Origin of the sequence: Kaistia sp. 32K (genome assembly GCF_016629525.1) — a bacterium.
GTDB lineage: Bacteria > Pseudomonadota > Alphaproteobacteria > Rhizobiales > Kaistiaceae > Kaistia.
The window spans coordinates 1366085-1389908 of the sequence record NZ_AP024269.1; the positions used below are offsets into that span (position 1 = coordinate 1366085).

The 23824-nt window shown below is 67.8% G+C and carries 24 protein-coding genes; 10 read left to right on the forward strand and 14 right to left on the reverse strand.

Features of this window, described 5'->3' with window-relative positions; translation table 11 throughout:
- From smc to K32_RS06030, 3 genes are all read right to left on the reverse strand, one after another.
- On the reverse strand, nucleotides 1–3462 hold the full coding sequence (gene smc / locus K32_RS06020; RefSeq protein ID WP_201403155.1) for a chromosome segregation protein SMC: 3462 nt from the start codon (nucleotides 3460–3462) through the stop codon (nucleotides 1–3).
- A gap of 144 nt (nucleotides 3463–3606) precedes the next feature.
- The gene (locus K32_RS06025; RefSeq protein ID WP_201403156.1) at nucleotides 3607–4248 is read right to left on the reverse strand and encodes a DsbA family protein; all 642 of its coding nucleotides are present in this window, start codon (nucleotides 4246–4248) and stop codon (nucleotides 3607–3609) included.
- A 97-nt stretch (nucleotides 4249–4345) separates the two neighbouring features.
- Nucleotides 4346–4867, reverse strand: coding sequence for a DUF721 domain-containing protein (locus K32_RS06030; protein ID WP_201403157.1), 522 nt, complete (start codon nucleotides 4865–4867; stop codon nucleotides 4346–4348).
- Between the two features lie 230 nt (nucleotides 4868–5097).
- Between K32_RS06030 and K32_RS06035 the strand changes: the two genes are divergently transcribed.
- From K32_RS06035 to atpF, 5 genes are all read left to right on the forward strand, one after another.
- A complete protein-coding gene (locus K32_RS06035; RefSeq protein ID WP_201403158.1) occupies nucleotides 5098–5493 on the forward strand; it encodes an AtpZ/AtpI family protein in 396 nt (131 codons plus the stop codon).
- Between the two features lie 104 nt (nucleotides 5494–5597).
- Nucleotides 5598–6302: a F0F1 ATP synthase subunit A gene (locus K32_RS06040; protein ID WP_371813027.1), complete on the forward strand. Its 705-nt coding sequence runs from the start codon at nucleotides 5598–5600 to the stop codon at nucleotides 6300–6302.
- Nucleotides 6303–6364: 62 nt separating this feature from the next.
- On the forward strand, nucleotides 6365–6592 hold the full coding sequence (locus K32_RS06045) for a F0F1 ATP synthase subunit C (protein ID WP_018182554.1): 228 nt from the start codon (nucleotides 6365–6367) through the stop codon (nucleotides 6590–6592).
- Between the two features lie 92 nt (nucleotides 6593–6684).
- Complete coding sequence (locus K32_RS06050) at nucleotides 6685–7296, forward strand: F0F1 ATP synthase subunit B (protein ID WP_201403160.1); 612 nt, start codon at nucleotides 6685–6687, stop codon at nucleotides 7294–7296.
- 10 nt (nucleotides 7297–7306) lie between these two features.
- Entirely contained in the window at nucleotides 7307–7792 is a 486-nt protein-coding gene (atpF, locus tag K32_RS06055) for a F0F1 ATP synthase subunit B (protein ID WP_201403161.1), read from the forward strand.
- Nucleotides 7793–7798: 6 nt separating this feature from the next.
- Here the strand turns inward: atpF and K32_RS06060 are convergent, their stop codons facing one another.
- The 4 genes from K32_RS06060 to K32_RS06075 all read right to left on the reverse strand — a co-directional run bounded on the left by K32_RS06060 (nucleotide 7799) and on the right by K32_RS06075 (nucleotide 11583).
- Nucleotides 7799–8518 carry a ribonuclease HII gene (locus K32_RS06060; protein WP_201403162.1) on the reverse strand — a complete coding sequence of 240 codons (720 nt, stop codon included), beginning with the start codon at nucleotides 8516–8518 and terminating at the stop codon, nucleotides 7799–7801.
- Nucleotides 8519–8648: 130 nt separating this feature from the next.
- Complete coding sequence (locus K32_RS06065) at nucleotides 8649–9461, reverse strand: hypothetical protein (RefSeq protein WP_244669868.1); 813 nt, start codon at nucleotides 9459–9461, stop codon at nucleotides 8649–8651.
- 137 nt (nucleotides 9462–9598) lie between these two features.
- The gene (locus K32_RS06070; protein WP_201403163.1) at nucleotides 9599–10348 is read right to left on the reverse strand and encodes an NYN domain-containing protein; all 750 of its coding nucleotides are present in this window, start codon (nucleotides 10346–10348) and stop codon (nucleotides 9599–9601) included.
- Nucleotides 10349–10488: 140 nt separating this feature from the next.
- The gene (locus K32_RS06075; protein WP_244669963.1) at nucleotides 10489–11583 is read right to left on the reverse strand and encodes a PA0069 family radical SAM protein; all 1095 of its coding nucleotides are present in this window, start codon (nucleotides 11581–11583) and stop codon (nucleotides 10489–10491) included.
- A gap of 157 nt (nucleotides 11584–11740) precedes the next feature.
- Between K32_RS06075 and K32_RS06080 the strand changes: the two genes are divergently transcribed.
- Nucleotides 11741–12334, forward strand: a complete 594-nt coding sequence (locus K32_RS06080) for a glycosyltransferase (RefSeq protein WP_201403165.1) — start codon at nucleotides 11741–11743, stop codon at nucleotides 12332–12334.
- A 203-nt stretch (nucleotides 12335–12537) separates the two neighbouring features.
- Here the strand turns inward: K32_RS06080 and moaB are convergent, their stop codons facing one another.
- The 4 genes from moaB to K32_RS06100 all read right to left on the reverse strand — a co-directional run bounded on the left by moaB (nucleotide 12538) and on the right by K32_RS06100 (nucleotide 17244).
- Nucleotides 12538–13086: a molybdenum cofactor biosynthesis protein B gene (gene moaB, locus K32_RS06085; RefSeq protein ID WP_201403166.1), complete on the reverse strand. Its 549-nt coding sequence runs from the start codon at nucleotides 13084–13086 to the stop codon at nucleotides 12538–12540.
- Between the two features lie 69 nt (nucleotides 13087–13155).
- Entirely contained in the window at nucleotides 13156–14079 is a 924-nt protein-coding gene (locus tag K32_RS06090; RefSeq protein WP_201403167.1) for a 4-(cytidine 5'-diphospho)-2-C-methyl-D-erythritol kinase, read from the reverse strand.
- On the reverse strand, nucleotides 14076–16046 hold the full coding sequence (locus K32_RS06095; RefSeq protein ID WP_201403168.1) for a tetratricopeptide repeat protein: 1971 nt from the start codon (nucleotides 16044–16046) through the stop codon (nucleotides 14076–14078). Before K32_RS06095 ends, K32_RS06090 begins: the two co-directional genes overlap by 4 nt.
- A 178-nt stretch (nucleotides 16047–16224) precedes the next feature.
- Nucleotides 16225–17244, reverse strand: a complete 1020-nt coding sequence (locus K32_RS06100) for a polyprenyl synthetase family protein (protein ID WP_201403169.1) — start codon at nucleotides 17242–17244, stop codon at nucleotides 16225–16227.
- A 227-nt stretch (nucleotides 17245–17471) separates the two neighbouring features.
- Between K32_RS06100 and K32_RS06105 the strand changes: the two genes are divergently transcribed.
- From K32_RS06105 to K32_RS06120, 4 genes are all read left to right on the forward strand, one after another.
- Nucleotides 17472–17702, forward strand: coding sequence for a DUF2007 domain-containing protein (locus K32_RS06105; protein ID WP_201403170.1), 231 nt, complete (start codon nucleotides 17472–17474; stop codon nucleotides 17700–17702).
- Between the two features lie 2 nt (nucleotides 17703–17704).
- The gene (locus tag K32_RS06110) at nucleotides 17705–18535 is read left to right on the forward strand and encodes a tRNA1(Val) (adenine(37)-N6)-methyltransferase (protein WP_201403171.1); all 831 of its coding nucleotides are present in this window, start codon (nucleotides 17705–17707) and stop codon (nucleotides 18533–18535) included.
- Nucleotides 18536–18538: 3 nt separating this feature from the next.
- Nucleotides 18539–19420 carry a S49 family peptidase gene (locus tag K32_RS06115; RefSeq protein WP_201404373.1) on the forward strand — a complete coding sequence of 294 codons (882 nt, stop codon included), beginning with the start codon at nucleotides 18539–18541 and terminating at the stop codon, nucleotides 19418–19420.
- 75 nt (nucleotides 19421–19495) lie between these two features.
- Nucleotides 19496–19687 (forward strand): hypothetical protein, encoded by a 192-nt coding sequence (locus K32_RS06120; protein ID WP_244669869.1) that lies wholly within the window; start codon nucleotides 19496–19498, stop codon nucleotides 19685–19687.
- 265 nt (nucleotides 19688–19952) lie between these two features.
- Here K32_RS06120 and K32_RS06125 read toward each other — a convergent pair whose 3' ends face one another.
- The 3 genes from K32_RS06125 to K32_RS06135 form a co-directional block, all read right to left on the reverse strand.
- Entirely contained in the window at nucleotides 19953–20366 is a 414-nt protein-coding gene (locus K32_RS06125; protein WP_201403172.1) for a hypothetical protein, read from the reverse strand.
- A 201-nt stretch (nucleotides 20367–20567) separates the two neighbouring features.
- Nucleotides 20568–22778 (reverse strand): glycine--tRNA ligase subunit beta, encoded by a 2211-nt coding sequence (gene glyS, locus K32_RS06130; protein ID WP_201403173.1) that lies wholly within the window; start codon nucleotides 22776–22778, stop codon nucleotides 20568–20570.
- On the reverse strand, nucleotides 22779–23663 hold the full coding sequence (locus K32_RS06135) for a glycine--tRNA ligase subunit alpha (RefSeq protein ID WP_201404375.1): 885 nt from the start codon (nucleotides 23661–23663) through the stop codon (nucleotides 22779–22781).
- Nucleotides 23664–23824 lie beyond the last annotated feature (161 nt).

Sequence of the window (23824 nt, forward strand, 5' to 3'; positions counted from 1 at the left end):
TCAGCCCGCTTCGCGATACTGCTCGGCGGTTTCGAGGTCGACCGACACCAACTGGCTGACGCCGCGCTCGCCCATCGTCACGCCGAAGAGGCGGTTCATCCGCGCCATGGTGATCGGATTGTGGGTGATCGTCACGAAGCGCGTGTCGGTCGTCCGCGCCATCTCGTCGAGCAGGTTGCAGAACCGCTCGACATTGTGGTCGTCGAGCGGCGCGTCGACCTCGTCGAGCACGCAGATCGGCGCCGGGTTGGTCAGGAACACGCCGAAGATCAGCGCCAGCGCCGTCAGCGCCTGCTCGCCGCCGGAGAGCAGCGTCATCGGTTGCTGCTTCTTGCCGGGCGGGCTCGCCATGATTTCGAGCCCGGCCTCGAGCGGATCGTCCGATTCGGTCAGCTGCAATTCGGCCGCGCCGCCGCCGAAGAGATGGGTGAACAGCCGCTGGAAATGCCCGTTCACGACGTCGAAGGCGGCGAGCAGCCGCTCGCGGCCCTCGCGGTTCAGGCTGGCGATGCCCTGGCGCAGCCGGCGGATCGCCTCGATCAGGTCGTCGCGATCCTTGATCAGCGCCTCGCGCCGGGCCGCGACTTCGACCGCCTCGTCGTCGGCGCGCAAATTGACGCCGCCGAGCTTCTCGCGCTCCTGCCGCAGCCGGTCGAGCCGGGTTTCGAGCTGGCCGAGATCCGGCACCGGCGCCGAGGGATCGATCTCGGCCTGCTTGACCACCTCATGCGGCTCGCAATCGAGGATCTCGACGATGCGCGCCTCGATCTCGAGCCGGCGCTCCTGCGTCGCCTTCAGCCGCTCTTCGCCGCGCCCGCGCTGCTCGCGCGCCTCGGAGAGCGCGGTCATCGCCTCCTGCGACGCCTTGTCGAAGGCGGCGAGCGTCGTCTCCGCCTGTCGCAGCGCGTCGGCGGCCTGGCGCTTCGCCGCTTCCGCCTTGTCGATCTCGGAGAGCAGCGCGCGGCGCTTCTGCTCGATCTCGGCCGGCGCGTCGGCGAGGCCGCCCCGCTCGGTCTCGATCTCGGTCCGGCGGCCGGCGAGGATGCGGATCTGGCTGTCGGCGTTGGTGGCGCGCTCCTGCCAGTTCTGGCGCTCGGCGGCGATTGCCGCGAGCCGGCGGCGGCGGATGTCGGTCTCGCGGGTCAAATTGTCGGCCGCCGCGCGCGCCTCGGAGAGCGCGCCGCGATCCTCCGCGACCGCGCCGCGCAGCACCATGACTTCCTGCTGCGCCGCCAGCGGATCGGCGGCGGCGGCGAGCGCCGCCTCGGCCTCGTTCCTCTGCGCCTCGGTCTCGGCGACGGTCGTCGCCATCCGGGCGCGTGATTCCTCCAGCGCGCCGCGCCGGCTGGTTAGCCGTCCGGCCTCGCGCTCGACGGCGGCGAGCCGGTTGCGGGCCTCGTCGAGGCCGCGCTGCGCCGCGCGTCCGGCGTCACGCGCCAGTCTTTCCTGTTCCTGCGCCGCGCGCGCGGCAAGGGCTGCCTGCGCCAGCGCATTCTGCCGCTCGGTGACGAGGGTGCGGGCGCCGATCGCGGCCTCTTCCAGCTCCGCCAGGCGGTTGCGGTTGGCGAGCCGCATCGCGGCGGCGGTGGGGGCTTCGGCGGTGGCGACATAGCCGTCCCAGCGCCAGAGGTCGCCCTCGCGCGAGACCAGCACCTGTCCCGTCTTCAGCAGGTTCTGCAGGGCAGGGCCATCGGTGCGGGCGACGATGCCGACCTGCGCCAGGGCGCGCGTCAGAAGCGCCGGCGCCTTGACCTTGACCGCGAGCGGCTGCGCGCCCTCGGGCAGCGCCGGATCGTCGGCGAGCGGCGCGGCGCCGCGCCAGTGCGCCGCCACCTGGCGGTCGTCCGACGCGTCGAGCGCGTCGCCGAAGGCGGCGGCCAGCGCCGCCTCAAAACCCTTGGCGACGGAAAGCGTGTCGAGGAGCGGCGGCCTCCGGCCGGCCTGCGCGCCGGAGCCGAGGATCTTGGCCAGCGTCCGCGCCTCGGTCTCGATGCCGGAAAGGGCGCGCTCGGCCTCGGCGAGCGGGGTCCGCGCGGTCGTCTCGTTGTCGCGCGCCTGGACCGACTGGCGCTCGGCCGCGACCGCCTTCTCCTCGGCGGCAGCGACCGCGGCCTCGCCGGCGGCGACGGCTTCCTGTGCGGGCGCGACGCCGGGAAGCTCGGCAATCTGGCGCACCAGCGCGATCAGCTCGCGGTCGACATCGGCCAGCTGGCTGCTGGCGCGCATCGTGCGTTCGCCCGCCTCGCGGTGGGCGCGTTCGAGTTCCGATTTCCGCGCCGCGATCGCCGCATGCGCCGCGGTCGCCTCGGCAAGTTTGCGCTCCGTCTCACCGAGCTTCGATTCGGCCAGGCCGCGGGCGGCGTCCGCCTCGGCCTGCTTGCCGACGGCGTCCTGTTCCTCGCGGCGCAGCGTCTGTTCCTCGGCATCGAGGCGTTCGAGGATGGCGGCGTTCTCGCTCACCATGCGCTGCTCGCGCTGGATGTCCTCGTTCAATTGCGCGAGGCGGCGGTCGAGGTCGACGAGCCGCTCCTTCATCCGCTTCTCGTCGCTGTCGAGCTGCTCGCGGGCGAGCGTCAGGCGCTGCAGCGCGGCGGCGGCGCCGGCCTCTCCCTCGCGCAGGCCCGGCAGCACGCTCGCGGCGACGGCCTGGTCGCGCGCGGCCTTCGCCTGCGCCTCGCTGCGCGCCACGACCGTCTCGCCGGCGGCAGCGAGCGCGGTCTCGGCGTCGCGCATCTGCACGGCAGCCGCCAGCATGCGCAGATAGAGGACGGTCGCCTCGGTCTTGCGGATGTCGGCGGAGAGATTGCGATAGCGGTTGGCCTGCCGCGCCTGCCGCTTCAGGGCTTCCAGCTGATTCTCCAGCTCGGAAAGCACGTCCTCCAGCCGCTCGAGGTTCTGCTCGGCGGCGCGGAGCCGCAGCTCCGCCTCGTTGCGGCGGGAATAGAGGCCGGAAATGCCGGCGGCTTCCTCCAGCACGGCGCGGCGGGCCTGCGGCTTGGCCGAGATCAGCTCGCCGATCCGACCCTGGCCGACCATGGCCGGCGAACGCGCGCCGGTCGAGGCGTCGGCGAAGAGCAACTGGACGTCACGGGCGCGCACGTCCTTGCCGTTGATCTTGTAGACGGAGCCCGATTCTCGCTCGATCCGGCGGGTGACTTCCAGCACGTCGGCATCATTGAAGGCGGCCGGGGCCTTGTGGTCGTGATTGTCGACGACGAGGGTGACTTCGGCGGTATTGCGGGCCGGGCGCTTGCCGCTGCCGGCGAAGATGACGTCGTCCATGCCCGACGCGCGCATGTTCTTGTACGAGCTTTCGCCCATCACCCAGCGCAGCGCCTCGACGAGGTTCGACTTGCCGCAGCCATTCGGCCCGACGACGCCGGTCAGCCCCGGCTCGATCAGGAAGTCCGTGCCTTCGACGAAGGACTTGAAGCCGTGAACGCGGAGCCGCGTGAATTTCATGACGCGGCACCGGCGCTGGAGAATTCGATACGCATAGCAAAAACCCTCCCCGATGGGGGAGGGGAACTCAGTGAAGAGACGGAACGATACCGGGCGTCAGGAGGCGACGCCCCCCGACGGGTCCGGCCGATGCGCGGCGCGCGATCAGGACGCCAGCAGCTTTTCCATTTCCTCGAAGGAGAGCGCACCCGGATGCTTGGCCCCGTTGATAAAGAAGGTCGGGGTCGAATTGACGCCGAACTGCGACGCCGCCCGTTCCTTCACGGAATTCACACCATCGAGCAGGGCCTGGTTTTTCAAGGTCAGCTCGAAAGTCTCCTGTGTAAAACCGACCTGCTTGGCGATGGCGAGCAGCGCGCTGACCGGATCGTCGACGAAGGCCCACTTCTCCTGCTGGTCGAACAAGAGGTCGACCATCTCGAAGAATTTGTCGTTCGGCGCGGCGTGCGCCAGCATGATCGCGGCGGTCGCCAGCGGATCGAGCGGGAAGTCGCGCAGGATGAAGTACACCTTGCCGGTGTCGATGTACTTCTCTTTCAGCGGCTTCCAGGTGGTGTCGTGGAAGTGCTTGCAGTGCGAGCAGGTGAGCGACATGTACTCGATCACGGTGATCGGCGCCTTCGGATCGCCGAGCGTCTTGTCGCCGAGCGGGCCGGGCTTCATCAGCTCGGCGACGTCGACCTTCTCGCCGGCGGCCTGAGCGGCGCGCGGCAGCAGGGAAAGGGCGCCGATGGCGAGCGAGCCGGCTCCGACCTGGCCAAGAAACTGTCTGCGATTGAACGTCACGGTTCCTGTTCTCCTTGTGCGCCGGTCGACCCGGTGCGGGACGGCGGAGCGATTGACACGCTTTGCGCGAAACTTATCCGATCAATTGCGGCGTTTGTCAGCCCGATGGCTGGCGCGGCGCTTTGACCGACGAATAAACGCCCCGTCCGAGCCGCGCGAGCGCCTCGCGCAGACCGTCGCTTTCGACCGAGGCGACGGTCGAGGCGACCTCCTGCTCCTCGACCTTGGTCAGGGGAGGCGGCGCCACCACGCGCGGCGGCGGCCGCGAGACGACGCCCTGCACGATCTTCAATTGCGTCACCGCGCCGAAGCCGAGGAAGCCGTTGATTCGGTCGAGCAGCACATTGGTCTCGTGCTGCAGATAGATCGCCATGCCCGAATCGACCCGGATCACCAGCGTCGCGCCGCCCGGCGCCTTGGCCTGGTCGCGGCGTGGCCAGGTGATCTTTTCCGGCAGGGTGGTGGTGGCGTAGCGCGGGCCGACGATGTCGGACCAGGCGGAGATCAGGTCCGCCGTCGCGAAGCCGCGCTTGGCGCAGACCGGGGCAATGACGCCGCCGATCAGGGCGCCGATGCTCTGCGGGCCGCGCCTGGCCTTGATGTTGGTGTTGTCGCTCATGCCCCTGTTGTCGCATGATGGCCGGGCGCTGTGAACGCCGTGCTCGCCACGGATTCGCCCTTTTGGTCAAAACGACTCGTTTCCGTTCGAATAAAATACAATAAAATCAAGCGGTTAAAGGTTGTTCACGGCTTCTTGACACAGTGGGGAGGCCTCACTATGGTGCGCGCGGTTTCGGGGGCGGCGAGAAGCTTTGACAGGCTTTACCGTCACTTGGCAGGGATGACGCGATGAGCGACACGGGTTCGCCAGGTGATGGAGAGAAGATCAAGCGCATGGCCGAAGACGAAGCCGCGTTGTCCGAAAGGTTGCGCGCGCTCAGCCAGAAGCTCGACAAGGCTCAGGGCGAGGCGAAGAAGGCGGACGCCGATGATCCATCGGTGCGGGTCAATGCTCAAGGTATGAGCGTGGCCCTGCGGGTGGTCAGCGAGTTCGTCTCGGGGGTGATCGTCGGCGCCGGTCTCGGCTGGATGATCGACCACTGGCTCGGCACGTCGCCGTGGGGAATGATCATTCTCCTCTTGCTTGGCTTCGTCGCAGGTGTTCTTAACGTCCTGCGTTCGATCGGCAAGGTAGCGCAGCCCGAGGCACGGCAGGTGTCGTCCCGGGACAAGAAGGCGAAGTAAGTTTTAGGGTCGTGGCATAGGCCTCGGTCGGAACTCAGGCGAAGAAGGCGGGCTCGGTGGCTAACGATCCGATCCATCAGTTTCACATCCAGGAATTCTTCCAGATCGGCACGATCGGGGACACGGAGTTCCATTTCACCAACTCCGCCTTTGCGATGGGTGCTACGGTGGCGATCGTCGCCGGCTTCCTCTACCTCGCGACCGCGAAGAACAGCCTGATCCCCGGCCGCCTGCAGTCGGTCGCGGAGCTCTCCTACGAATTCGTCGCCAGCACGCTGCGATCCAGCGCCGGCAAGGAGGGGATGCGCTTCTTCCCCCTCGTGTTCTCGCTGTTCATGTTCATCCTCGTGGCGAACTTCTTCGGAATGTTCCCCTATTTCATGACGGCCACCAGCCAGATCATCATTACCTTCCTGCTGTCGATGACGGTCATGCTGACGGTGGTCGGCTACGGCTTCGCCAAGCACGGCTTCGGCTTCCTCGGGCTGTTCGTGCCGAGCGGCGTGCCGATGGCGGTCGTGCCGCTGGTGTCGGCGATCGAGGTCATCTCGTTCCTCTCGCGTCCGATCAGCCTCTCCGTCCGTCTCTTCGGCAACATGCTTGCCGGTCACATCACCCTGAAGGTGTTCGCCGGTTTCGTGGCGAGCCTGGCCAGCCTCGGCGCGCTCGGTATCGGCGGCGCGATCCTGCCGCTGGTCATGACGGTCGGCCTCACGGCCCTCGAATTCCTGGTCGCATTCCTCCAGGCCTACATTTTCACGGTCCTCACCTGCATGTATCTGAACGACGCCCTCCATCCCGGGCATTGATCAGCAGGTCGGCGAAGTTACACGTTCTTCCAACCCGAAATTACGTCTTCAAGGAGCATAAAATGGAAGCGGAAGCTGCAAAGTTCATCGGTGCTGGTCTTGCCTGCTTCGGCATGGCCGGAACGGCTCTCGCCCTCGGCAACATCTTCTCGAACTACCTGTCGGGCGCGCTGCGCAACCCGTCGGCAGCTGATGGCCAGTTCGGCCGCCTGATCCTCGGCTTCGCCGTGACGGAAGCTCTCGGCATCTTCTCGCTGCTGGTCGCGCTGCTCCTGCTCTTCGTGGTCTGATCCTTCTGGGCCGCCGCAAGGCGGCCGGGTGAAGCCCCATGCGGCGGCCTCGTGCCGTCGCATGTGTTTTATTCTACGATCTGGGGTCTTCGATGACTTGGTTCATCTCGCCTGCCCACGCCGAGGACGCCGCGCCCGCGCCGGCTTCTACCGTCGTTCCGCCGGCGCCGACTGAGACGCACACCGAGGTCGGGCATGAAGCAGGCGGGAAGGCGGTATTCCCGCCCTTCGACACGCAGAAATTCCCGTCGCAGATCCTCTGGTATGTTGTTTTCTTCGGCCTGCTCTATCTCCTGATGAAGCGGGTCCTCGTGCCGCGGCTCACCACCATCGTCGAAGGCCGCGCACAGCGGATCTCCGGCGACCTGGAAGAGGCGCAGCGCCTGCGCGTCGAGTCCGACAAGGCGCTCGGCACGTATGAGAAGGCTCTCGCGGATGCGAAGAGCTCGGCTCATGCGATCGCCCAGTCCAGCACGGACGAGGCAAAGGCCACGGCGACGAAGCAGCGCGCCGACATCGAGGCCTCGCTCGTCGCGAAGCTCGAGACGGCCGAAGCCCGCATCGGCGAGATCAAGGCGAAGGCCCTTGGCGACGTCAATGCCATCGCCGAGGAGGCGGCTGCCGCCGTCGTCGCGGCGCTGAGCGGACAGCAACCGAGCCAGGAAGAGGTGGCGAAGGCCGTCTCCGCCGTGGCGGCGAAGTAAGGGCAAGATCATGCAACTCGACGCCTCCTTTTTCGCCCTTGTCGGCCTGATCCTGTTCTTCGTGCTGCTGGTCTATGTCGGCGTGCACACCAAGATCGGCAAGGCGCTCGACGCCCGCGCCGACAGCATCGCCAAGGACCTCGACGACGCCAAGCGTCTGCGCGAGGAAGCCGCGGCGCTGCTCGCCGACTACCAGAAGCGGGCTCGCGAAGCCGAGACCGAGGCACAGACCATCGTCGACAAGGCCCGCCGCGAGGCGGTCGCCCTGGCCGAGGCCGCCAAGGCCGAGATGGAAGACTATGTCACGCGTCGCACCAAGATGGCCGAAGAGAAGATCACCCAGGCCGAGCATCAGGCTCTGCAGGAAGTGAAGGCGCTCTCGGCCGACGTCTCGATCGCCGCTGCCGAGAAGATCCTCGCGGCCAAGCTGGCGGGCGCGGCGGGTGCGGACCTGGTCGCCGCCTCGATCAACGACGTCAAGAGCCGGCTCAACTGATCCGGCTCAGTCGAAGAGGATCTCTTCGATCGGAAGTTCAACGCCGTCGGCCCAGCCGGCGGCGTTTTCGTTTGTGTTGAGCGCGCGGATCGGCGCGAAGCTGGCGCGGTGCAGCGGGCAGGCGCCGAGCGTGGAAAGCGCGGCCAGATGCGCCGCCGTGCCGTAGCCCATGTGGCGCTCGAAGCCGTAATCCGGGAAATGCGTTGCGGCGCGCGTCATCATGCGGTCGCGCGTCACCTTGGCGATGATCGAGGCGGCGGCGATCGAGACCGAGCGGGCGTCGCCTTTGACATAGGCCTCGCCCGGGCAGGCGAGGGCGGGCGGCAGGTCGTTGCCGTCGATGATGGCGAGGTCCGGCGCCCAAGGCAGGCCGGCGACGGCGCGCGTCATCGCCCAGAGCGTCGCCTGGCGGATGTTGGTGGCGTCGATCCGCAGCACCGAGGCGGCGACGACCGAGACATGCGCCGATGCCATGATCCGCTCGAACAGGGCCTCGCGGGCCTGCGCCGTCAGCTTCTTCGAATCGTTCAGCCCGTCCGGGATGTTCTTCGGATCGAGGATGACGGCTGCGGCGACCACCGGGCCCGCCAGCGGGCCGCGCCCGGCCTCGTCGACCCCGGCGATGGCCTTGAGGCCGCGCCGCCGCAGGCGACGCTCGATCGCGTCGGTCGGACCCGGGGGGAGCTCGAACAGGAGCGGCGATTCGGATGCGGTGCGACGTGCCATGGCCGGAAAATCCCCGACCCTCCGTCGGATTGCAAGCGACAAGCATAGGCCAAAAAGCGAAGGGCGGCGATGTGGCTCGCCGCCCTTCCGAAAGTCTCGTATGCCCTGAGGCGCTTCGCGCGAAAGCGCCTTAGCTGCCAACCAGCTGGCGGAACTCGTTCTTCAGGAAGTTGCCGACCCGCTTGCCGCGGTTGCGCGTCTTCTCGAAGGCGGTCTGGTCGACGAAATAGGTATGCAGGATGCTGTCGCGCGAGGTCGGCAGTTCACCGGTCGGATCGACGGAATGCCAGGTGTTGTCGCCGACCGCGAAGGCATAGCCGTGGTTCGGGATGAAATCCATCTGCTTCACGCGCGTAAAACCGCCCTCGGGCTCGCGCGAGGAGAACACGGTGCCGACGCCGTTCAGCTGCTCGTCGCGCGGCAGATAGAGCTGGACGGTGATGCCCTTCCAGCGCGTGTCGGTGTGCTCGGGAATGCGATAGCCGGACGTGTCGCGGGTCAGCATCGGGATCGGGAAGAAGTCGCTCGGCTTGTAGGCGTTGCCGAAGCGGCGCTTCAGGCCTGGTCCCAGCCGCTCGACGAAGGCGTCGCGGACGGGCTCGGAGCAGAGCGCCGCGCCGACCAGGTTCCAGATCTCCTTCCGCCGGCCCTCGAGGTGGCGCAGATATTCCGGGAACAGGTCTACCTTGACGCGCGTGGCGCTGCCGTCGGTGCGGATGTTGACATTGCCGCGACCGGCGAGCGCCCGGAAATGGTTCGCCGACGGCATCAGTTCCTGCATCTCGGCGTAGATGTCTTCCGGGAAAATGCGGTCGAGCACCAGATGATAGAACGGATCGTCGAAGGACTGCGACGAGCGAACGGCCTGGGCGATGTGGCTGACCAGATAGTCGAGTTCGGATTGCGCGGTCTTGAGCACGGCTGCCCCCATCGATTGTGTCATGGTTCCGTTCTATTGGACGTGGTGGAAGCTCGCAAGGCACCGGATGCCACACGCCGGGCTGAGCGCGCCGCCGGCTAGCTAACCTGGCCGGTCGCATCGTCTCGACGCGAACCGGTATCCACCTCACCAGAAACGTTCTAGCGCACCTTGAGCCGGATCATGACAGCCTTGCCGCCGGTGTCCAGATCCTCGCGCCGGACCTCGACGCCCGCCACCGTCTCCATCAGGTCGACCAGCTTGCGGAAGCCGAAATTGCGCGGGTCGAAATCCGGCATGCGCTTGAACAGGATGGTGCCGACCGGGCCGAGATGCGCCCATCCATCGTCGCCCGAGACGTCCTCGATCGCGGCGAAGATCTCGTCGCGCGGCAGGCGCGGCACGCTCTTCGGCGGAGACTTGCTCTTCGTTTTGGCGGGCTCGCTCGTCTGGCGCTCCTCGGCCAGCAGCAGGTCGCAATAGAAGAAGCGGTCGCAGGCGGCGACATAGGGCTTGGTCGATTTCTGCTCGCCGAAGCCGTAGACGGCGAGGCCATCCTCGCGGATGCGGCTTGCGAGCGTCGTGAAATCGCTGTCGCTGGAGGCGATGCAGAAGCCGTCGAGGCCCTTCTCGTGCAGCATGTCCATCGCCTCGATGGCGAGCTTCATGTCGGTCGCGTTCTTGCCGACAGCTGCCGGCGGCACATGCACCGGGGTCAGCGCATGGCTATGCAGCAGCGGCTGCCACTGCGACATCGAGCTGGACGCGAAATGGCCGTAGACGCGGCGGATCACGACCCGCCCGATCGTCGAGGCCTCGCGGATGATGATGGGCAGGAAATCGGCCCGGACATTGTCGGCGTCGATCAGAAGGGCGAGTTTCGCCGTGGCTCCGGGAAGTTGATCCGCCAATTTATGCTCCGATCGCAACGGGGAGCGGCAAGCGACCGCGGCGCGAGGCGCCTGCCACATGCGCGCCAGATCCCACCTTGTTAGCACAGATGCGCTGGCCTGGCCGGGACGGCGGCGCATTTCACCACTTCCTGAAGACCCTAGAACAGGCTCAATTGCGCCGGCTGGCGGACGGGCGGGGAAAACAGGTCGGTCCGCAGCTTGAGGCTGCGCCGGTTCAGCTCCAGCCGCCGTGCCGCGATCTCGAAGCGCCGCCCGATCTGCCAGGCATAGGGGCCTTCGCCCTTCTGCCGCTTGCCGAAGGTCGCGTCATAGTCCTTGCCGCCGCGCATCGAGCGCAGCACCGACATCACGTGCCGGTAGCGGTCGGGATAATGGCGGAGGAGCCATTCCTTGAAGATCTCGCTGACCTCGAGCGGCAGGCGCAGCAGCACGTAGCCGGCCTCGGTCGCGCCGGCGGCGACGGCCGCGTCGAGGATGCGCTCGACCTCGCTATCGTTCAGCGCCGGGATGATCGGGGCGACGAGCACGCCGACGGGCACGCCCGCATCCGCCAGCCCGCGGACCGCGTCGAGCCGGCGGCCCGGCGTCGCCGCGCGCGGCTCCATGTCGCGCGCCAGCTTGCGGTCGAGCGTGGTGATCGACAGCGCCACCTTGGCGAGGCCGCGCTCCGCCATGCGGCCGAGAATGTCGACGTCGCGCAGCACCAGCGCCGATTTGGTGACGATGCCGACCGGATGGTTGAAGCGGTCCAGCACCTCGAGGATGTCGCGCATCATGCGGTGCTGGCGCTCGATCGGCTGGTAGGGATCGGTGTTGGTGCCGATGGCGATCGTGCGCGGCTTGTAGTCCGGGTCCGAAAGCTCCTTCTCCAGGAGCTTGGCGGCGTCGGGCTTGTAGAAGAGCTTCGATTCGAAATCGAGGCCGGCCGACAGGCCCATATAGGCGTGCGTCGGCCGCGCGAAGCAGTAGGAACAGCCATGCTCGCAGCCGCGATACGGATTGATCGAGCGGTCGAAGGCGAGATCCGGCGAATCGTTGCGGGTGATGATCGTCTTCGCCTTTTCGGGCATCACCTCGGTCTTGAACGGCGGCAGCTCGTCCAGCGTCTGCCAGCCATCGTCGAAGGGGATCGACTGGAAGCGTTCGAAGCGCCCAGAGCTGTTGCTCTGGGCGCCACGTCCGCGTCGACGGTCAGGATCGATCGACGCGGTCAGGGTCGGGTCCGCCGGCATGAGCAGCGGGTCAAGATGCGGGGGGAGGGAGCGTGCGAGCGACATGAAGCGACTCATACGCCCGTTTTGAGAACAAAACAAGAACGCATGAGATTGCGACGGAACGTCTCGCTTGTTTGATCTCGCAGACGCGAAATTTAACGCTAAGATCGAAGGAATGATCAGCGTGATCCTCTCCACCCGCAATGACGAGCTGGCGCTGGCGCATGCGCTGGCGGCCCTCGTGCCTGCCGCCGCCGACGGCATGGTGCGCGAGGTGATCGTCGTCGACAGCGGCTCGACGGACGGCACGGTCGCCGTCGCCGACGCGGCCGGCTGCAAGCTCGTCGAGGGCACGGGCGAACGGGGCGCGGACCTCGCCAGGGGCGCGGGCCTCGCCCGGTCGGACTGGCTGCTCTTCCTGTCGCCGGACGTGATGCTCGAGCCCGGCTGGCAGCGCGAGGCGCGTGATTTCATCGACCGGCTGGCGATGGCCGGCAGCGGCGCGACGCGCGCGGCCTCCTTCCGCCTCGCCCATGCCGGCTTCGGCTGGCGCTCGCGTCTGGCCGAAACCCGCGCCGCTCTGCGCGCCCGTTTGCTGGCCGCGCCCTTGCCAGAGCAGGGCCTGCTGGTTCCCTCAAGCCTCTATCGCGCCGTCGGCGGTCATCGCGCCGAGGCCCGCCGCGCCGAGAGCGATCTCGGCCGCCGCATCGGCCGCGGCAGGATGTCGTTCCTGCGCGCCCGGGCGATCTCGCGCGGCGCCGCCGCCTGACAGCCCTTCTTCCTGCCTCCCTTTAGCGGGGTCTGACCCTTTCTTCACCTCTCCCTGAGGGAGAGGTCGGAGCGAAGCTCCGGGTGAGGGTTTAGGGAACTATCCGGTGAGGCCGTAAACCCTCACCCGCCGGCCTTCGGCCGTCGACCTCTCCCTCAGGGAGAGGTGAAGGAACAGCGTCCCCCACATTCCGGGCGAGACCCTCAGGCCTGGAGCTTGCCGCGCTTCAGGTGCTCGTCGAGGCGCGGCATGATCTCGACGAAATTGCACGGCCGGCTGCGATAATCGAACTGCAGGCTGAGGATGCCGTCCCAGGCGTCGCGGCAGGCGCTGGGCGAGCCGGGAATCGCGAAGATGAAGGTCGAGTTGGCGACGCCAGCGGTGGCGCGCGACTGGATCGTCGCGGTGCCGATCTTCTCGTAGCTCAGGCGATGGAACACGGCCGAGAAGCCGTCCATGCGCTTTTCGAACAGCGGCTCCACGGCCTCGGGCGTGACGTCGCGGCCGGTGAAGCCGGTGCCGCCGGTGGTGATGACGACGTCGATGCCGTCATCCTCGATCCAGCACGAGACGATGGTCCGGATCTCGTCGATGTCATCGGGGACGATGGCGCGCTCGGCCAGCACATGCCCGGCCGACTGGATGCGCTCGGCCAGCGTCTGGCCCGACCGGTCGTCCTCCAGCGAGCGCGTGTCGGAGACGGTGAGCACGGCGAAGCGGACCGGAATGAAGGGCAGGGTCTCGTCGGCCATGGCGGGTTCCTCGTCGCGCGATCTCTGCCGAGACATAGTCGCTGCCAAGCGCCAAGGAAAGCGGGATAGCTAGTCGCTGCCCTCTGCTGCCGTCGAGGCGATCCACCAGTCCGGATGGGCGGCGGCGAGGCGTTCCGCCGCGCGGGCGGCGCTCGCATCGTCCGGATAGATCCCGAACACGGTGGCGCCGGAGCCGGACATCCGCGCCAGCAGGCAATGTTCCGTCGCGCCGACGGCGGCGATCCCGTCGGCGATGACGGGAAGCGTCGCGATGGCCGGCGCCTCGAGGTCGTTGCGAGTTCCGTGCAGCCAGGCGGCGAGCGCGGCGGCGTCGGCGAAATCGGCCGGCAGGTCGGGCAGGGCGGCATGGTCGGCGCGGGCGAGCGCGCGGAAGATCGCCGGCGTCGAGACGGCGGCGCGCGGATTGACCAGCAGCATCGGCAGCCGGGGCAGGCCGCGGGCGGGCGTCAGCCGGTCGCCGATCCCCGTCGCGCGCAGCGGCGTCGAGCGCAGGCACATCGGCACGTCGGCGCCGAGCGTCGCCGCGATCGGGTCCGGAAGCGTGGCCGAGGCGGCGGGGAGGGGCGCGATGCGGCCGAGCAGGCGCAGCGTCGCCGCCGCGTCGGCCGAACCGCCGCCGATGCCGGAGGCAACCGGCAGGTTCTTGATGAGCCGAAGGCCGAAGCCGCCAATCGCGCCGCCAGCGGCCTGATGCGCCCGCGCGGCGCGCAGCACGAGATTGTCCGGCCCGATATCGAGCCCGGCCGCGAAGGGGCCTTCGATCCGGAGCGCCGGCGTCAAGGCGCCGGGTTCGGCGATCGCCTCGATCGTGTCGCCGATCCCGGCGAACACGACGAGACTGTCGAGCTCGTGATAGCCATCGGCGCGACGGCCGGTGACGTGCAAAGCGAGGTTGATCTTCGCCGGCGCGAATTCCGCGCCGAGCACGGCGCCAGAATCGGCGCCCTTGGTTTTCCCGGCCGGATGCGTCACTCGGCCTTGTCGAGCTTCGGAATGTCGATGACGAGACCCGGAACGATGAGGTTCGGATTGCGCAGCTTGTCGCGGTTGGCGTCGATCAGGCGGCTGTAGAGCTCGCCGTCGCCATAGACGTCGCGCGCGATCTTCCAGAGGCTGTCGCCCTTGCCGATGGTGAAGGTCTCGCCCGCCGTCGCGGCGCTGCTGGTGCCGTCCGTGGCGGTCTCCGCCGGGGCGGAGGCGACCTTCGTCTCCTCGACCTTGTCGAGCCCCTTGGCGAGCTTGGCGAGGATGCGCTCCTTGTCCTCCGGCTCGGGGTTCAGGTCGCGCGCATGCGCCCACTGGAACGTCGCCTCCAGCTTGCGTCCCACCTTCCAGTAGGCGTCGCCGAGGTGATCGTTGATGGTGGCGTCGTCGGCCTTCAGCGAGATGGCGCGCTCGAGCTGGCCGACGGCCTCGTCGTACTTGCCCTGCTTGTAATAGGCCCATCCCAGGCTATCGACGATGTAGCCGTCGTTCGGACGCAGCTCGACGGCCTTCTTGATCATGTCCGTGGCGCGCTCGAGGTTCAGGCCCCGGTCGATCCAGCTATAGCCGAGATAGTTGAGCACCTGCGGCTCGTCCGGCTGGATCTCCAGCGCCTTCAGGAAGTCGGGCTCGGCCTTGTCCCATTGCTGGGCGCGCTCATAGGCGATGCCGCGGAAGAAATAGATCAGCGCGTTGCGCGCATGGTCGTCGGTGATCGAATCGATCGCCTTCGTGTACATGGCGGCCGCCTCGGCATAGCGCTTGCCGGTGCGGTGGATGGTGGCGAGCGTGGTCAGCGCGTCGATGTCGCGCGGATTGACCGCGATCAGGCGCTTCAGCCGCTTGGCGGCGTCGTCGTGCTTGCCGACCGCGTCGTAGCTGAGCGCGATCTGCAGATCGGCGTTGCGCCGGAGCGGCGAGTTCTTCGCCACCTGGTCGAAGATCGGGATCGAGCGCTCGAAGCGCTGCGCGTTCTGCGTCAGGTCGCCGAGCGCCATCAGCACCAGCTCGTTCTTCGGCTGCAGATAGAGCGCCAGCCGCAGATAGAGCGTCGCGAGATCGGAGCCGCCGCTCTCGCTGCCGAGCGCCGAGCCGAGGCCATAGAGAACCTCGGCGGCGCCGTCCTGCGGATTGCGGACGAGCGGGCCCGGCTTCTTGCCGGCATTGATCTCGGCCAGAAGCGCCGCGATGACGGGATGGCCGACGCTGTTCTTGGTGAAGCTCTCGAGGGCTTTCGTCGCTTCCTCGGTCTTGCCGGCGCGGGCCATCAGCCGGGCATAGGCCTCGACGACGCGCATCGAGCTGCCCTCGGCCTGATAGGCCTTGGTGATCGCCGCGAGCGCCGCGTCGGTGCGGCCGGCATTGGCGTTGATCAGCGCCAGGTTGAAGTTCTTGAAGATCCCGTACCACTCGGGGCCCTGGAGCGTTTCGACGATCTTGAGCGCCGCGTCGGTCTGTCCCTGGCCCTCGGCCGCCCAGGCCGCCAGCAATCCGTAGAGGATGTTGGCGAGCGGCCCCTTGTCGTCCAGGCCGAACTCCTTGCCGGCCTCGGGGTATTTCTTCGCCTTCAGGTCCTTCACGCCAAGCACGAGCCGGCCCATCCGGTTGTCGGGATTGAGCTTGACCAGTTCCTCGGCGAGCGGGATCGCGCGGTTGATGTCGCCATTGGCGACGAGCAGCGTGAAGGTGCGCTCGAGCAGGAGCGGGTTTTCCGGATCCTGGCTCAGCGCTTCCTCGAAGAAGAGCGTCGCCGCGTCATAGTCCTGCGCATTGGTGGCGCTCAGCGCCGCCAGATAGCTGCCCGCCAGCGTCGGCATGGCGTCATCCAGCAGGTCCGAGATCGAAGGCTCGGCCCGGGCGGCTGCCGTGGCGATCAGGCTGGTGCTGGCCAGCAATGCGAAACAGACCGCAACGGTGCGAAGCGGTCGGACGAACGATGTCAGCGTGCGGTGCATCGAAATCCTGTCTGATACCGTGTGTTGGTATAGAACCTCGATTCCGAGGCTGCCCAACGAGCATGGCGCTTTTAGGACGGCCCTGCAAGCAGGCCCAGCGTCGAGGCCGTGCGATGAAACGATGCGGCGAAACGACGTGCGGAAGCCGCCTCGCGGCGCGCCTCCGCAAATCCGGGGATCAGTGCGCCCGCTCGATGCAGAAGTCGATCACCTCGACCAGCGCATCCTTCCAGGCGCTGTCCGGGAAGACGTCGAGCGCCTCGCGCGCGGTCTCGCCGAACTGGCGGGCCCGCTCGATCGTGTCCTCGATCGTCCGGTGCGAGCGCAGGATGGCGATGGCCTTCTCGAGGTCGCCGTCCTGGATCTCGCCCTTTTCCAGCGCGCGCTGCCAGAAGGCGCGCTCGGCCTCGGAGCCGCGCCGGTAGGCCAGCACGACGGGGAGCGTGATCTTGCCCTCGCGAAAATCGTCGCCGACCTTCTTGCCGAGATCGGCGGAGTTGCCGCCATAGTCGAGCGCGTCGTCGATCAGCTGGAAGGCGAGGCCGAGATAGGTGCCGTAGTCGCTGAACGCCTCGCGGCGCGCCGGATCGTTGTCGGCGATGATCGGGCCGACTTCGGCGGCGGCGGCGAAGAGGGCGGCCGTCTTCGCCTTGATGACGGCGAGATAGTCTTCTTCGGTGGTCGCCATGTTCTTGGCGGCCGAAAGCTGCATGACCTCGCCCTCGGCGATCACGGTCGCCGCGGTGGAAAGCACGTCGAGCGCGTCGAGCGAGCCGACCTCGACCATCATGCGGAAGGCCTGGCCGAGCAGGAAATCGCCGACCAGCACGCTCGCCTGGTTGCCCCAGAGCATCCGCGCCGCCAGCTTGCCGCGCCGAAGCTCGCTTTCGTCGACCACGTCGTCATGCAGCAGCGTCGCCGTGTGCATGAACTCGACGCTGGCGGCGAGCTTCACATGGCCGTCGCCCTGATAACCCGACATCCGGGCGGCCGCGAGCGTCAGCATCGGCCGAAGCCGCTTGCCGCCCGAGGAGATCAGATGCTGGGCGACCTCTGGGATCATCTCGACATCGGACCCGGCCTTGGACAGGATGATCTGGTTCACCCGTTCCATGTCGGCCGATACAAGCGCGACGAGAGGCTCGATCCGGGCTGCGCCCTTCTTCTTGCTCTCGTCGAGCGGAACTACCAATCCCACGGGCAACGCTCCCGGTTCGTCTCTGTTTCGCGGGCGACAATAGGGGGCCGGGGGGATCCGAACAAGTGACACTATGGCTCAGAACGGCCCTGAAGGCCCCGTTGGCATACTTTATTGCTGCATTGCGATGATCGGCGCCCGAGCTGCCCGCGCGTCATTGCCGCCGCGCCCGGCCGGTCTTACCTTCGGGGGGACGGATCATCGTCGCAAACCGCCTATGAGGGAATATGGAAGAGCTCATCCGCACGAATGACATGGTCATGATTTCCTTTGTCGAGGCCCTCCTGAAGGATGCCGGCATCGAACATTTGGTCGTCGACCAGAACATGAGTGTGATGGAAGGGTCGCTCGGCGTCCTGCCGCGACGCATCCTCGTGCTTGCCGAAGAGGCGGATGCGGCGCGCCAGCTCCTGACCGATGCCGGCATCGGCGGCGAGCTTCGGCCGGAGACGATTTAGTTATGCTCGATACGGTGTTCGAGACGACGGTGGATGCGTTTCTGGGCGGGCGGGTCGAAGCCGTCCAGCCGGCGCGCGGCCATCATCGTTCCGGCCTCGATGCGGTCATCCTCGCGGCGGCGCTCGGCGCCGGCGTCCAGGGCCGCGTCGTCGATCTCGGCGCCGGGGCCGGCGTCGCCGGGCTGTCGCTGGCCGCCCGCGCCGAGGGCGCGCGGGTCGTGCTGGTCGAGCGCGAGGAAGAGCTCGCCGCCTGTGCCCGCACGGCGCTCGGGCTCCCGGCCAATGCCGGGTTCGCCGGCCGGGTCGACATCGTGGTGGCGGACCTGCTCGCCGGCGAGACGCGCAAGGCGGCCGGGCTGCTGCCGGAGAGCTTCGATCACGCCCTGATGAACCCGCCATTCCACGATCAGGACCGCGTCCGCTCCTCGCCGGATGATTTTCGCGCTCGCGCGCATGTGCTGGGAGCCGGTGGCCTCGATGCCTGGTTCCGCGCAGCGGCCGCCCTGGTCCGGCCGCAGGGCACGCTGGCCGCGATCCTGCCGGCCGACCGCCTGCCGGCGATCCTTTCGGCCTGCGAGGGCCGCTTCGGCGCGCTCGCCGTCCTGCCGGTGCACCCGCGCGCCAACGAGCCGGCGACCCGCGTGCTGGTGCGCGGCATCAAGGGCAACCGGGCCGGCATAAGGCTGATGCCGGGTCTGCCGCTGCATGGCAGCGCCGGCTCCGCCTTCCTGCCCGGCCTCGCCGCGATCCTGCGCGACGGCGCCTCGCTTTCCGACATCCATCCCGTCTGGTCCGACCCCAATTGGGGCGAGACCGCTCTCGATCCCTCCTGAAGGCTGATCATCGTGATCCAGGACCTCAAGCAATCCTTCCTCAAGCTGCTTCCGGCGCGCTTCCGCCAGGAGAATGTCGTCGTCCCCGTCGTCCGGCTTTCCGGCGTCATCGGCGCGGTCTCGGCGCTGCGCTCCGGCATGACGCTCGGCAGCGTCGCGCCGCAGCTCGCCCGCGCCTTCGCCATGAAGCGGGCGCCGGTGGTGGCGATCCTGATCAACTCGCCCGGCGGCTCGCCGGTGCAGTCGCATCTGATCTTCAAGCGCATCCGGGCCCTCGCCGAGGAGAACAAGAAGGAAGTCATCGTCGCGGTCGAGGACGTCGCGGCCTCCGGCGGCTATCTGATCGCGCTCGCCGGCGACGTCGTCATCGCCGACCAGAGCTCGGTCGTCGGCTCGATCGGCGTCGTCTCGGCCGGCTTCGGCTTCGAGAAGCTGATCGAGAAGATCGGCGTCGAGCGCCGCGTCTATACAGCCGGCGAAAGCAAGGCGATGCTCGATCCGTTCAAGCCGGAAAAGGAAACCGACATCCAGCACCTGAAGTCGCTGCAGCGCGACGTGCACGACATGTTCATCGAGCTGGTGCGGGCGCGGCGCGGCGGGCGGCTTGCGGACGATCCGACGCTTTTCTCCGGCGCGTTCTGGTCGGGAACGCGGGGGCTCGAGCTCGGGCTGGTCGACCGGATCGGCGATCTGCGCTCCTATCTGCGCGGCCGTTTCGGCGACAAGCTGCGGCTTCTGGCGGTCCAGCCGAAGCGCGGCGTGTTGGCGCGGTTCGGCGGTGGCGGGGGCGGCGGCCTTGTCTCCGCCGCGATTGCGGCCAATATGGTGGATAGTGCTGTCTCCACACTGGAGGAGCGCGCCTACTGGGCCCGGTTCGGGCTGTAGTCGAGGGCCAGGCCATCGCCAACGATCCGGGCCACGCGGATCGAGCGACACGAGGGCTCGACAGGGAAGGATGAGATGATGCCTCAGGTTCTGATGCTGGCGCTGCTGGGTACGTTGGGTGTCGTCACCGCCCGGACCCTGATGAAAGCGCGCGAACGCGTCGAGGTTCGGCTTCGGCAGGCCGAGCGCGCCATGGCCAACCGGCCGATGGCGACGCTCGTTCAGGATCCCGTGACCGGCATCTACCGCCCCAGCGACCGGTTCTGATCCGCCTCATCCTTTCGACCTAGCGGCCCGCCATCGGCGCGCCGCCGTAATGTCTTGCCTGTAATTCGACAGGCGAGCCCGATCTCCCCGCTCGATCCGCGTTGCCCATTACCTCTCCCTGAGGGAGAGGTCGGAGCGAAGCTCCGGGTGAGGGTTTGGGGAACCATCCGGTGAGGGCGTAAACCCTCACCCGCCGGCCTTCGGCCGTCGACCTCTCCCTCAGGGAGAGGTGAAAGAAGGGGCCCGCTTCAATCCTGCATTCCACTCAGAACACGCGGCGGACCGCGCCGGTGTTGGCACCGCAATTGCGCTCGGCCGCGCGCCGCATGTTGCGACCGACGCCTTCGCAGCTCGAGGGCGCCCGGTAGCCGACGCGGACCTCATTCGGGCAGATGCAGGACATCGCCTGCGACAGGCAGCCCGACGGCATGTTGGCGAAACCGAAATCATTGCAGGAAACCGACGGCATGCCGCTGTCGCCGCCGCCATCCGGCCCGCCGGGAACCGTCGAGGACGACGAGCCGCCGGACGGGCGGGTCGAGGCGCCCGGCGCCGTCTGGGCGACGGCCGGCGCGATGTCGGCGAGGAAGAGCGAGGCAACCGCGAGCGCCGCGAGGGCGAAGGACGCGCGCTTGCTGGACTTGCCGGTATAGGTCTTGGCGAAAAACTGGGTCGTCATGATGGGGCTCCTTCGAGCTGGCCATCGATGGCGACGCGACATCCGGACCGACTTATGTCGTCCGCGCGCCTCATGCGCTCCTGTTCGGGTTTCGCACCGGGGAATTGTCCCGGTCGACGGCACGGGGAAGATCCCTCAAGCCAGCCCCTCGCGGTATGACGGGGGTCACAGGACCGCTGTGACCCCCACCACCAATCAGGCTTAGCCGCTAACCTTGGAGAAATCCGCCACCGCGAGCGTTGCGCTGCGGATGGCGTTCAGGAGGTTGAGGCGGTTGACGCGGACTTCCGCCTCCTCGGCATTGACGAGCACCTTGTCGAAGAAGGCGTCGACCGGCGCGCGCAGGCGGGCGAGCGCGGTGATCGCGCCCTCATAGTCCTCGCGGGCGACGGCGGCCTCCGCCTCGGCTCGCGCCGTGGCGATGGCGACGTGCAGCGCGCGCTCCTCGGACAGCTTCAGATGCGCGGCGTCGACCGTGCCCTCGAAGCTCTCGCCCTTCTTCTCTTCCGCCTTCAGGATGTTGGCGGCGCGGCGATAGCCGGCGAGCAGGTTCTTGCCGTCCTCGGTGTCGAGGAACTGGCCGAGCGCCTCGACGCGCCGCGAAATCAGCAGCAGATCATCCTGGCCGCCGAGCGCGAACACGGCGTCGACCAAGTCATGCCGGGCGCCCTGGTCGCGCAGCTGCACCTTCAGCCGGTCGGCGAAGAAGGCGATCAGGTCGGCGATGATCGCCGGCGTCTTGGCGTCGAGATCGCGGCGCAGCCGGCGGCCGAAGCTCTCCAGCGCGATGTCGAGATCCTGCTCGCCGTCGACGTCCTCGGTCGAGATCGTGCTCTGCGCCGTCTCGTAGGCGGTGAGCGCTTCCGCCTCGGTCTGGTCGTTGTAGCCGACGATCGCCTGGGCGATGGCGTCGTTCAGCGACAGCTTGTCGTTGGTCGACAGCGCGATGCGGATGACGCCGAGCGCGGCGCGACGCAGCGCATAGGGGTCCTTGCTGCCGGTCGGCTTCTCGTCGATCGCCCAGAAGCCGGTCAGCGTGTCGAGCTTGTCGGCGAGCGCCACCGCGATCGCGACCGGATCGGTCGGCACGCGGTCGCCCGGGCCCTGCGGCTTGTAGTGATCCTCGATCGCCGCGGCGACAGAGGCGTCCTCGCCCTGGGCGATGGCGTAGTAGCGGCCCATCAGCCCCTGCACCTCGGGGAACTCGCCGACCACCTCGGTGACGAGGTCGGTCTTGGCGAGCAGCGCGGCGCGGCGGGCCTTGTCGACATCGGCGCCGACCAGCGGCGCGATCGCCGCGGCGAGCTTCTGCAGGCGCAGGATGCGCTCGGCCTGGGTGCCGAGCTTCTCGTGGAAGACGATCTGCTCGAACTTCGGCAGGCGCTCCTCGAGCCGGGTCTTCAAATCGGTGTCGTAGAAGAACTTGGCGTCGGAGAGACGGGCGCGGATGACGCGGGCATTGCCGGCCGTGATCGCCGCGCCGCCATCCTTCGCCTCGATGTTCGAGACGAGCACGAAGCGGTTGGCGAGCTCGGTGGTGCCGGGCCGGCGCACGACGAAGCACTTCTGGTTGGCGCGGATGGTGGCGCGGATCACCTCCGGCGGGATCGCCAGGAAATCTTCCTCGAAGGTGCCGACCAGCACGACCGGCCATTCGACCAGGCCGGCGACTTCTTCGAGCAGCCCCTCGTCCTCGACCAGCTCCAGCCCGAGCGCGAAGACGCGGTCGCGCGCGTCATGCAGGATGATGTCCTTCCGGCGGTCGGCGTCGAGCACGACCGAGGCATGGTCGAGCTTCTCGATATAGTCGTCGAAGCGCTTCACGGGGATCGCACTCGGCGCGATGAAGCGGTGGCCATAGGTGACGTTGCCGGAACGGATGCCGTCGATCTCGAAATCGATGACTTCCGGCTCCTCGGTCTCCGGCCCGAAGGTGCAGACGATCGCCTGCAGCGGGCGCACCCATTGCAGCTTGCCGGTGCCCCAATGCATGGATTTGGGCCACGGGAAGGAGCGGATGATGGTGGGGATCGCGGTGGCGATCACGTCCTTGGTGTCGCGGCCGGGCTTGTCGATGTGGGCGACGTAGAAATCGCCCTTCTTCGGATCCGAATGGACATGCGCCTGGTCGAGCGAAGTAAGGCCGGCACCGCGGAGAAAACCCTGGATGGCGGCGTCGGGCGCGCCGACCTTCGGCCCCTTGCGATCCTCGCGGGTCGCGGCGGAGTGCGTCGGGATGCCGGTGACGGTCAGCGCCAGGCGGCGCGGGGTCGAGAACGCCTTGGCGCCCTCATAGTGCAGGCCGGCCTCGACGAGCGCGTCGGTGACGAGCTTCTTCAGATCCTCCGCCGCCTTGCGCTGCATGCGGGCGGGGATTTCCTCGGAGAAGAGTTCAAGCAGAAGATCGGGCATTTATTCTTTTCCCCCGGCCGGGGTTTCGAGCCAGGCGGCGCCGCAGGCCTTGGCGAGTTCGCGGACGCGCAGGATGTAGCTCTGGCGCTCGGTGACGGAGATCACGCCGCGCGCGTCGAGCAGGTTGAAGGCGTGGCCTGCCTTGAGGCACTGGTCATAGGCCGGCAGCACCATGCCGCCGGCGGCGAGCAGCGCCTGGCATTCCCGCTCGCAGTCCTGGAAGCGGCGGAACAGGATCTCGGTATCGGCGAATTCGAAATTGTGCCGCGAATATTCCTGCTCGGCCTGCTTGAAGACGTCGCCATAGGTGACCTTCTCGTCGCCCTCGCGGCCGTTGAAGTTCAGGTCGTAGACGTTCTCGACGCCCTGCACATACATGGCGAGGCGCTCGAGGCCATAGGTGAGCTCGCCCGAGACCGGATTGCACTCGATGCCGGCGACCTGCTGGAAATAGGTGAACTGCGACACTTCCATGCCGTCGCACCAGCATTCCCAGCCGAGGCCCCAGGCGCCGAGCGTCGGGTTCTCCCAGTCGTCCTCGACGAAGCGCACGTCATGCAGTGCCATGTCGATGCCGATGGCGCGCAGCGAGTCGAGATAGAGCTCCTGCAGGTTCGGCGGGTTCGGCTTCAGGATGACCTGGAACTGGTAATAGTGCTGCAGCCGGTTCGGGTTCTCGCCATAGCGGCCGTCCTTCGGCCGGCGCGAGGGCTGCACATAGGCGGCCTTCCACGGCTTCGGACCGAGCGATCGCAGCATGGTCGAGGGATGCGAGGTACCGGCGCCCACTTCCATGTCGTAGGGCTGCAGGATCGCGCAGCCATAATCGGCCCAGAAGCGCTGCAGCGTCAGGATCAGGCCCTGGAAGGACCGGTCGGGGCGCATGTGGGGAGGAAGTGTGTCGAACACCGGCAAACCTTGAGAAATTCGGACGCGCGCGTGATGCGACGCGAAGGCGGCGCACCCTAATCGCGCGGCGCCCGCGCGGTCAAGGAAGCGCGGCGCGCTTGGGTCCGCAGGCGGGGCGGAAGGGCGCGGCATGGCGT

Excerpts from the sequence above, each read along its gene's own strand:
- K32_RS06095 (WP_201403168.1), bottom strand. The coding sequence starts at position 16,046 with ATGCACCGCACGCTGACATCGTTCGTCCGACCGCTTCGCACCGTTGCG.
- K32_RS06110 (WP_201403171.1), top strand. The coding sequence starts at position 17,705 with ATGCTCGATACGGTGTTCGAGACGACGGTGGATGCGTTTCTGGGCGGG.
- K32_RS06075 (WP_244669963.1), bottom strand. The coding sequence starts at position 11,583 with ATGCCGGCGGACCCGACCCTGACCGCGTCGATCGATCCTGACCGTCGA.
- K32_RS06060 (WP_201403162.1), bottom strand. The coding sequence starts at position 8,518 with ATGGCACGTCGCACCGCATCCGAATCGCCGCTCCTGTTCGAGCTCCCC.
- moaB (WP_201403166.1), bottom strand. The coding sequence starts at position 13,086 with ATGGCCGACGAGACCCTGCCCTTCATTCCGGTCCGCTTCGCCGTGCTC.
- glyS (WP_201403173.1), bottom strand. The coding sequence starts at position 22,778 with ATGCCCGATCTTCTGCTTGAACTCTTCTCCGAGGAAATCCCCGCCCGC.
- K32_RS06080 (WP_201403165.1), top strand. The coding sequence starts at position 11,741 with ATGATCAGCGTGATCCTCTCCACCCGCAATGACGAGCTGGCGCTGGCG.
- atpF (WP_201403161.1), top strand. The coding sequence starts at position 7,307 with ATGCAACTCGACGCCTCCTTTTTCGCCCTTGTCGGCCTGATCCTGTTC.
- K32_RS06045 (WP_018182554.1), top strand. The coding sequence starts at position 6,365 with ATGGAAGCGGAAGCTGCAAAGTTCATCGGTGCTGGTCTTGCCTGCTTC.
- K32_RS06035 (WP_201403158.1), top strand. The coding sequence starts at position 5,098 with ATGAGCGACACGGGTTCGCCAGGTGATGGAGAGAAGATCAAGCGCATG.
- K32_RS06105 (WP_201403170.1), top strand. The coding sequence starts at position 17,472 with ATGGAAGAGCTCATCCGCACGAATGACATGGTCATGATTTCCTTTGTC.
- K32_RS06065 (WP_244669868.1), bottom strand. The coding sequence starts at position 9,461 with ATGACACAATCGATGGGGGCAGCCGTGCTCAAGACCGCGCAATCCGAA.
- K32_RS06030 (WP_201403157.1), bottom strand. The coding sequence starts at position 4,867 with ATGAGCGACAACACCAACATCAAGGCCAGGCGCGGCCCGCAGAGCATC.
- K32_RS06120 (WP_244669869.1), top strand. The coding sequence starts at position 19,496 with ATGATGCCTCAGGTTCTGATGCTGGCGCTGCTGGGTACGTTGGGTGTC.
- K32_RS06050 (WP_201403160.1), top strand. The coding sequence starts at position 6,685 with ATGACTTGGTTCATCTCGCCTGCCCACGCCGAGGACGCCGCGCCCGCG.
- K32_RS06125 (WP_201403172.1), bottom strand. The coding sequence starts at position 20,366 with ATGACGACCCAGTTTTTCGCCAAGACCTATACCGGCAAGTCCAGCAAG.
- smc (WP_201403155.1), bottom strand. The coding sequence starts at position 3,462 with ATGAAATTCACGCGGCTCCGCGTTCACGGCTTCAAGTCCTTCGTCGAA.
- K32_RS06135 (WP_201404375.1), bottom strand. The coding sequence starts at position 23,663 with ATGCGCCCCGACCGGTCCTTCCAGGGCCTGATCCTGACGCTGCAGCGC.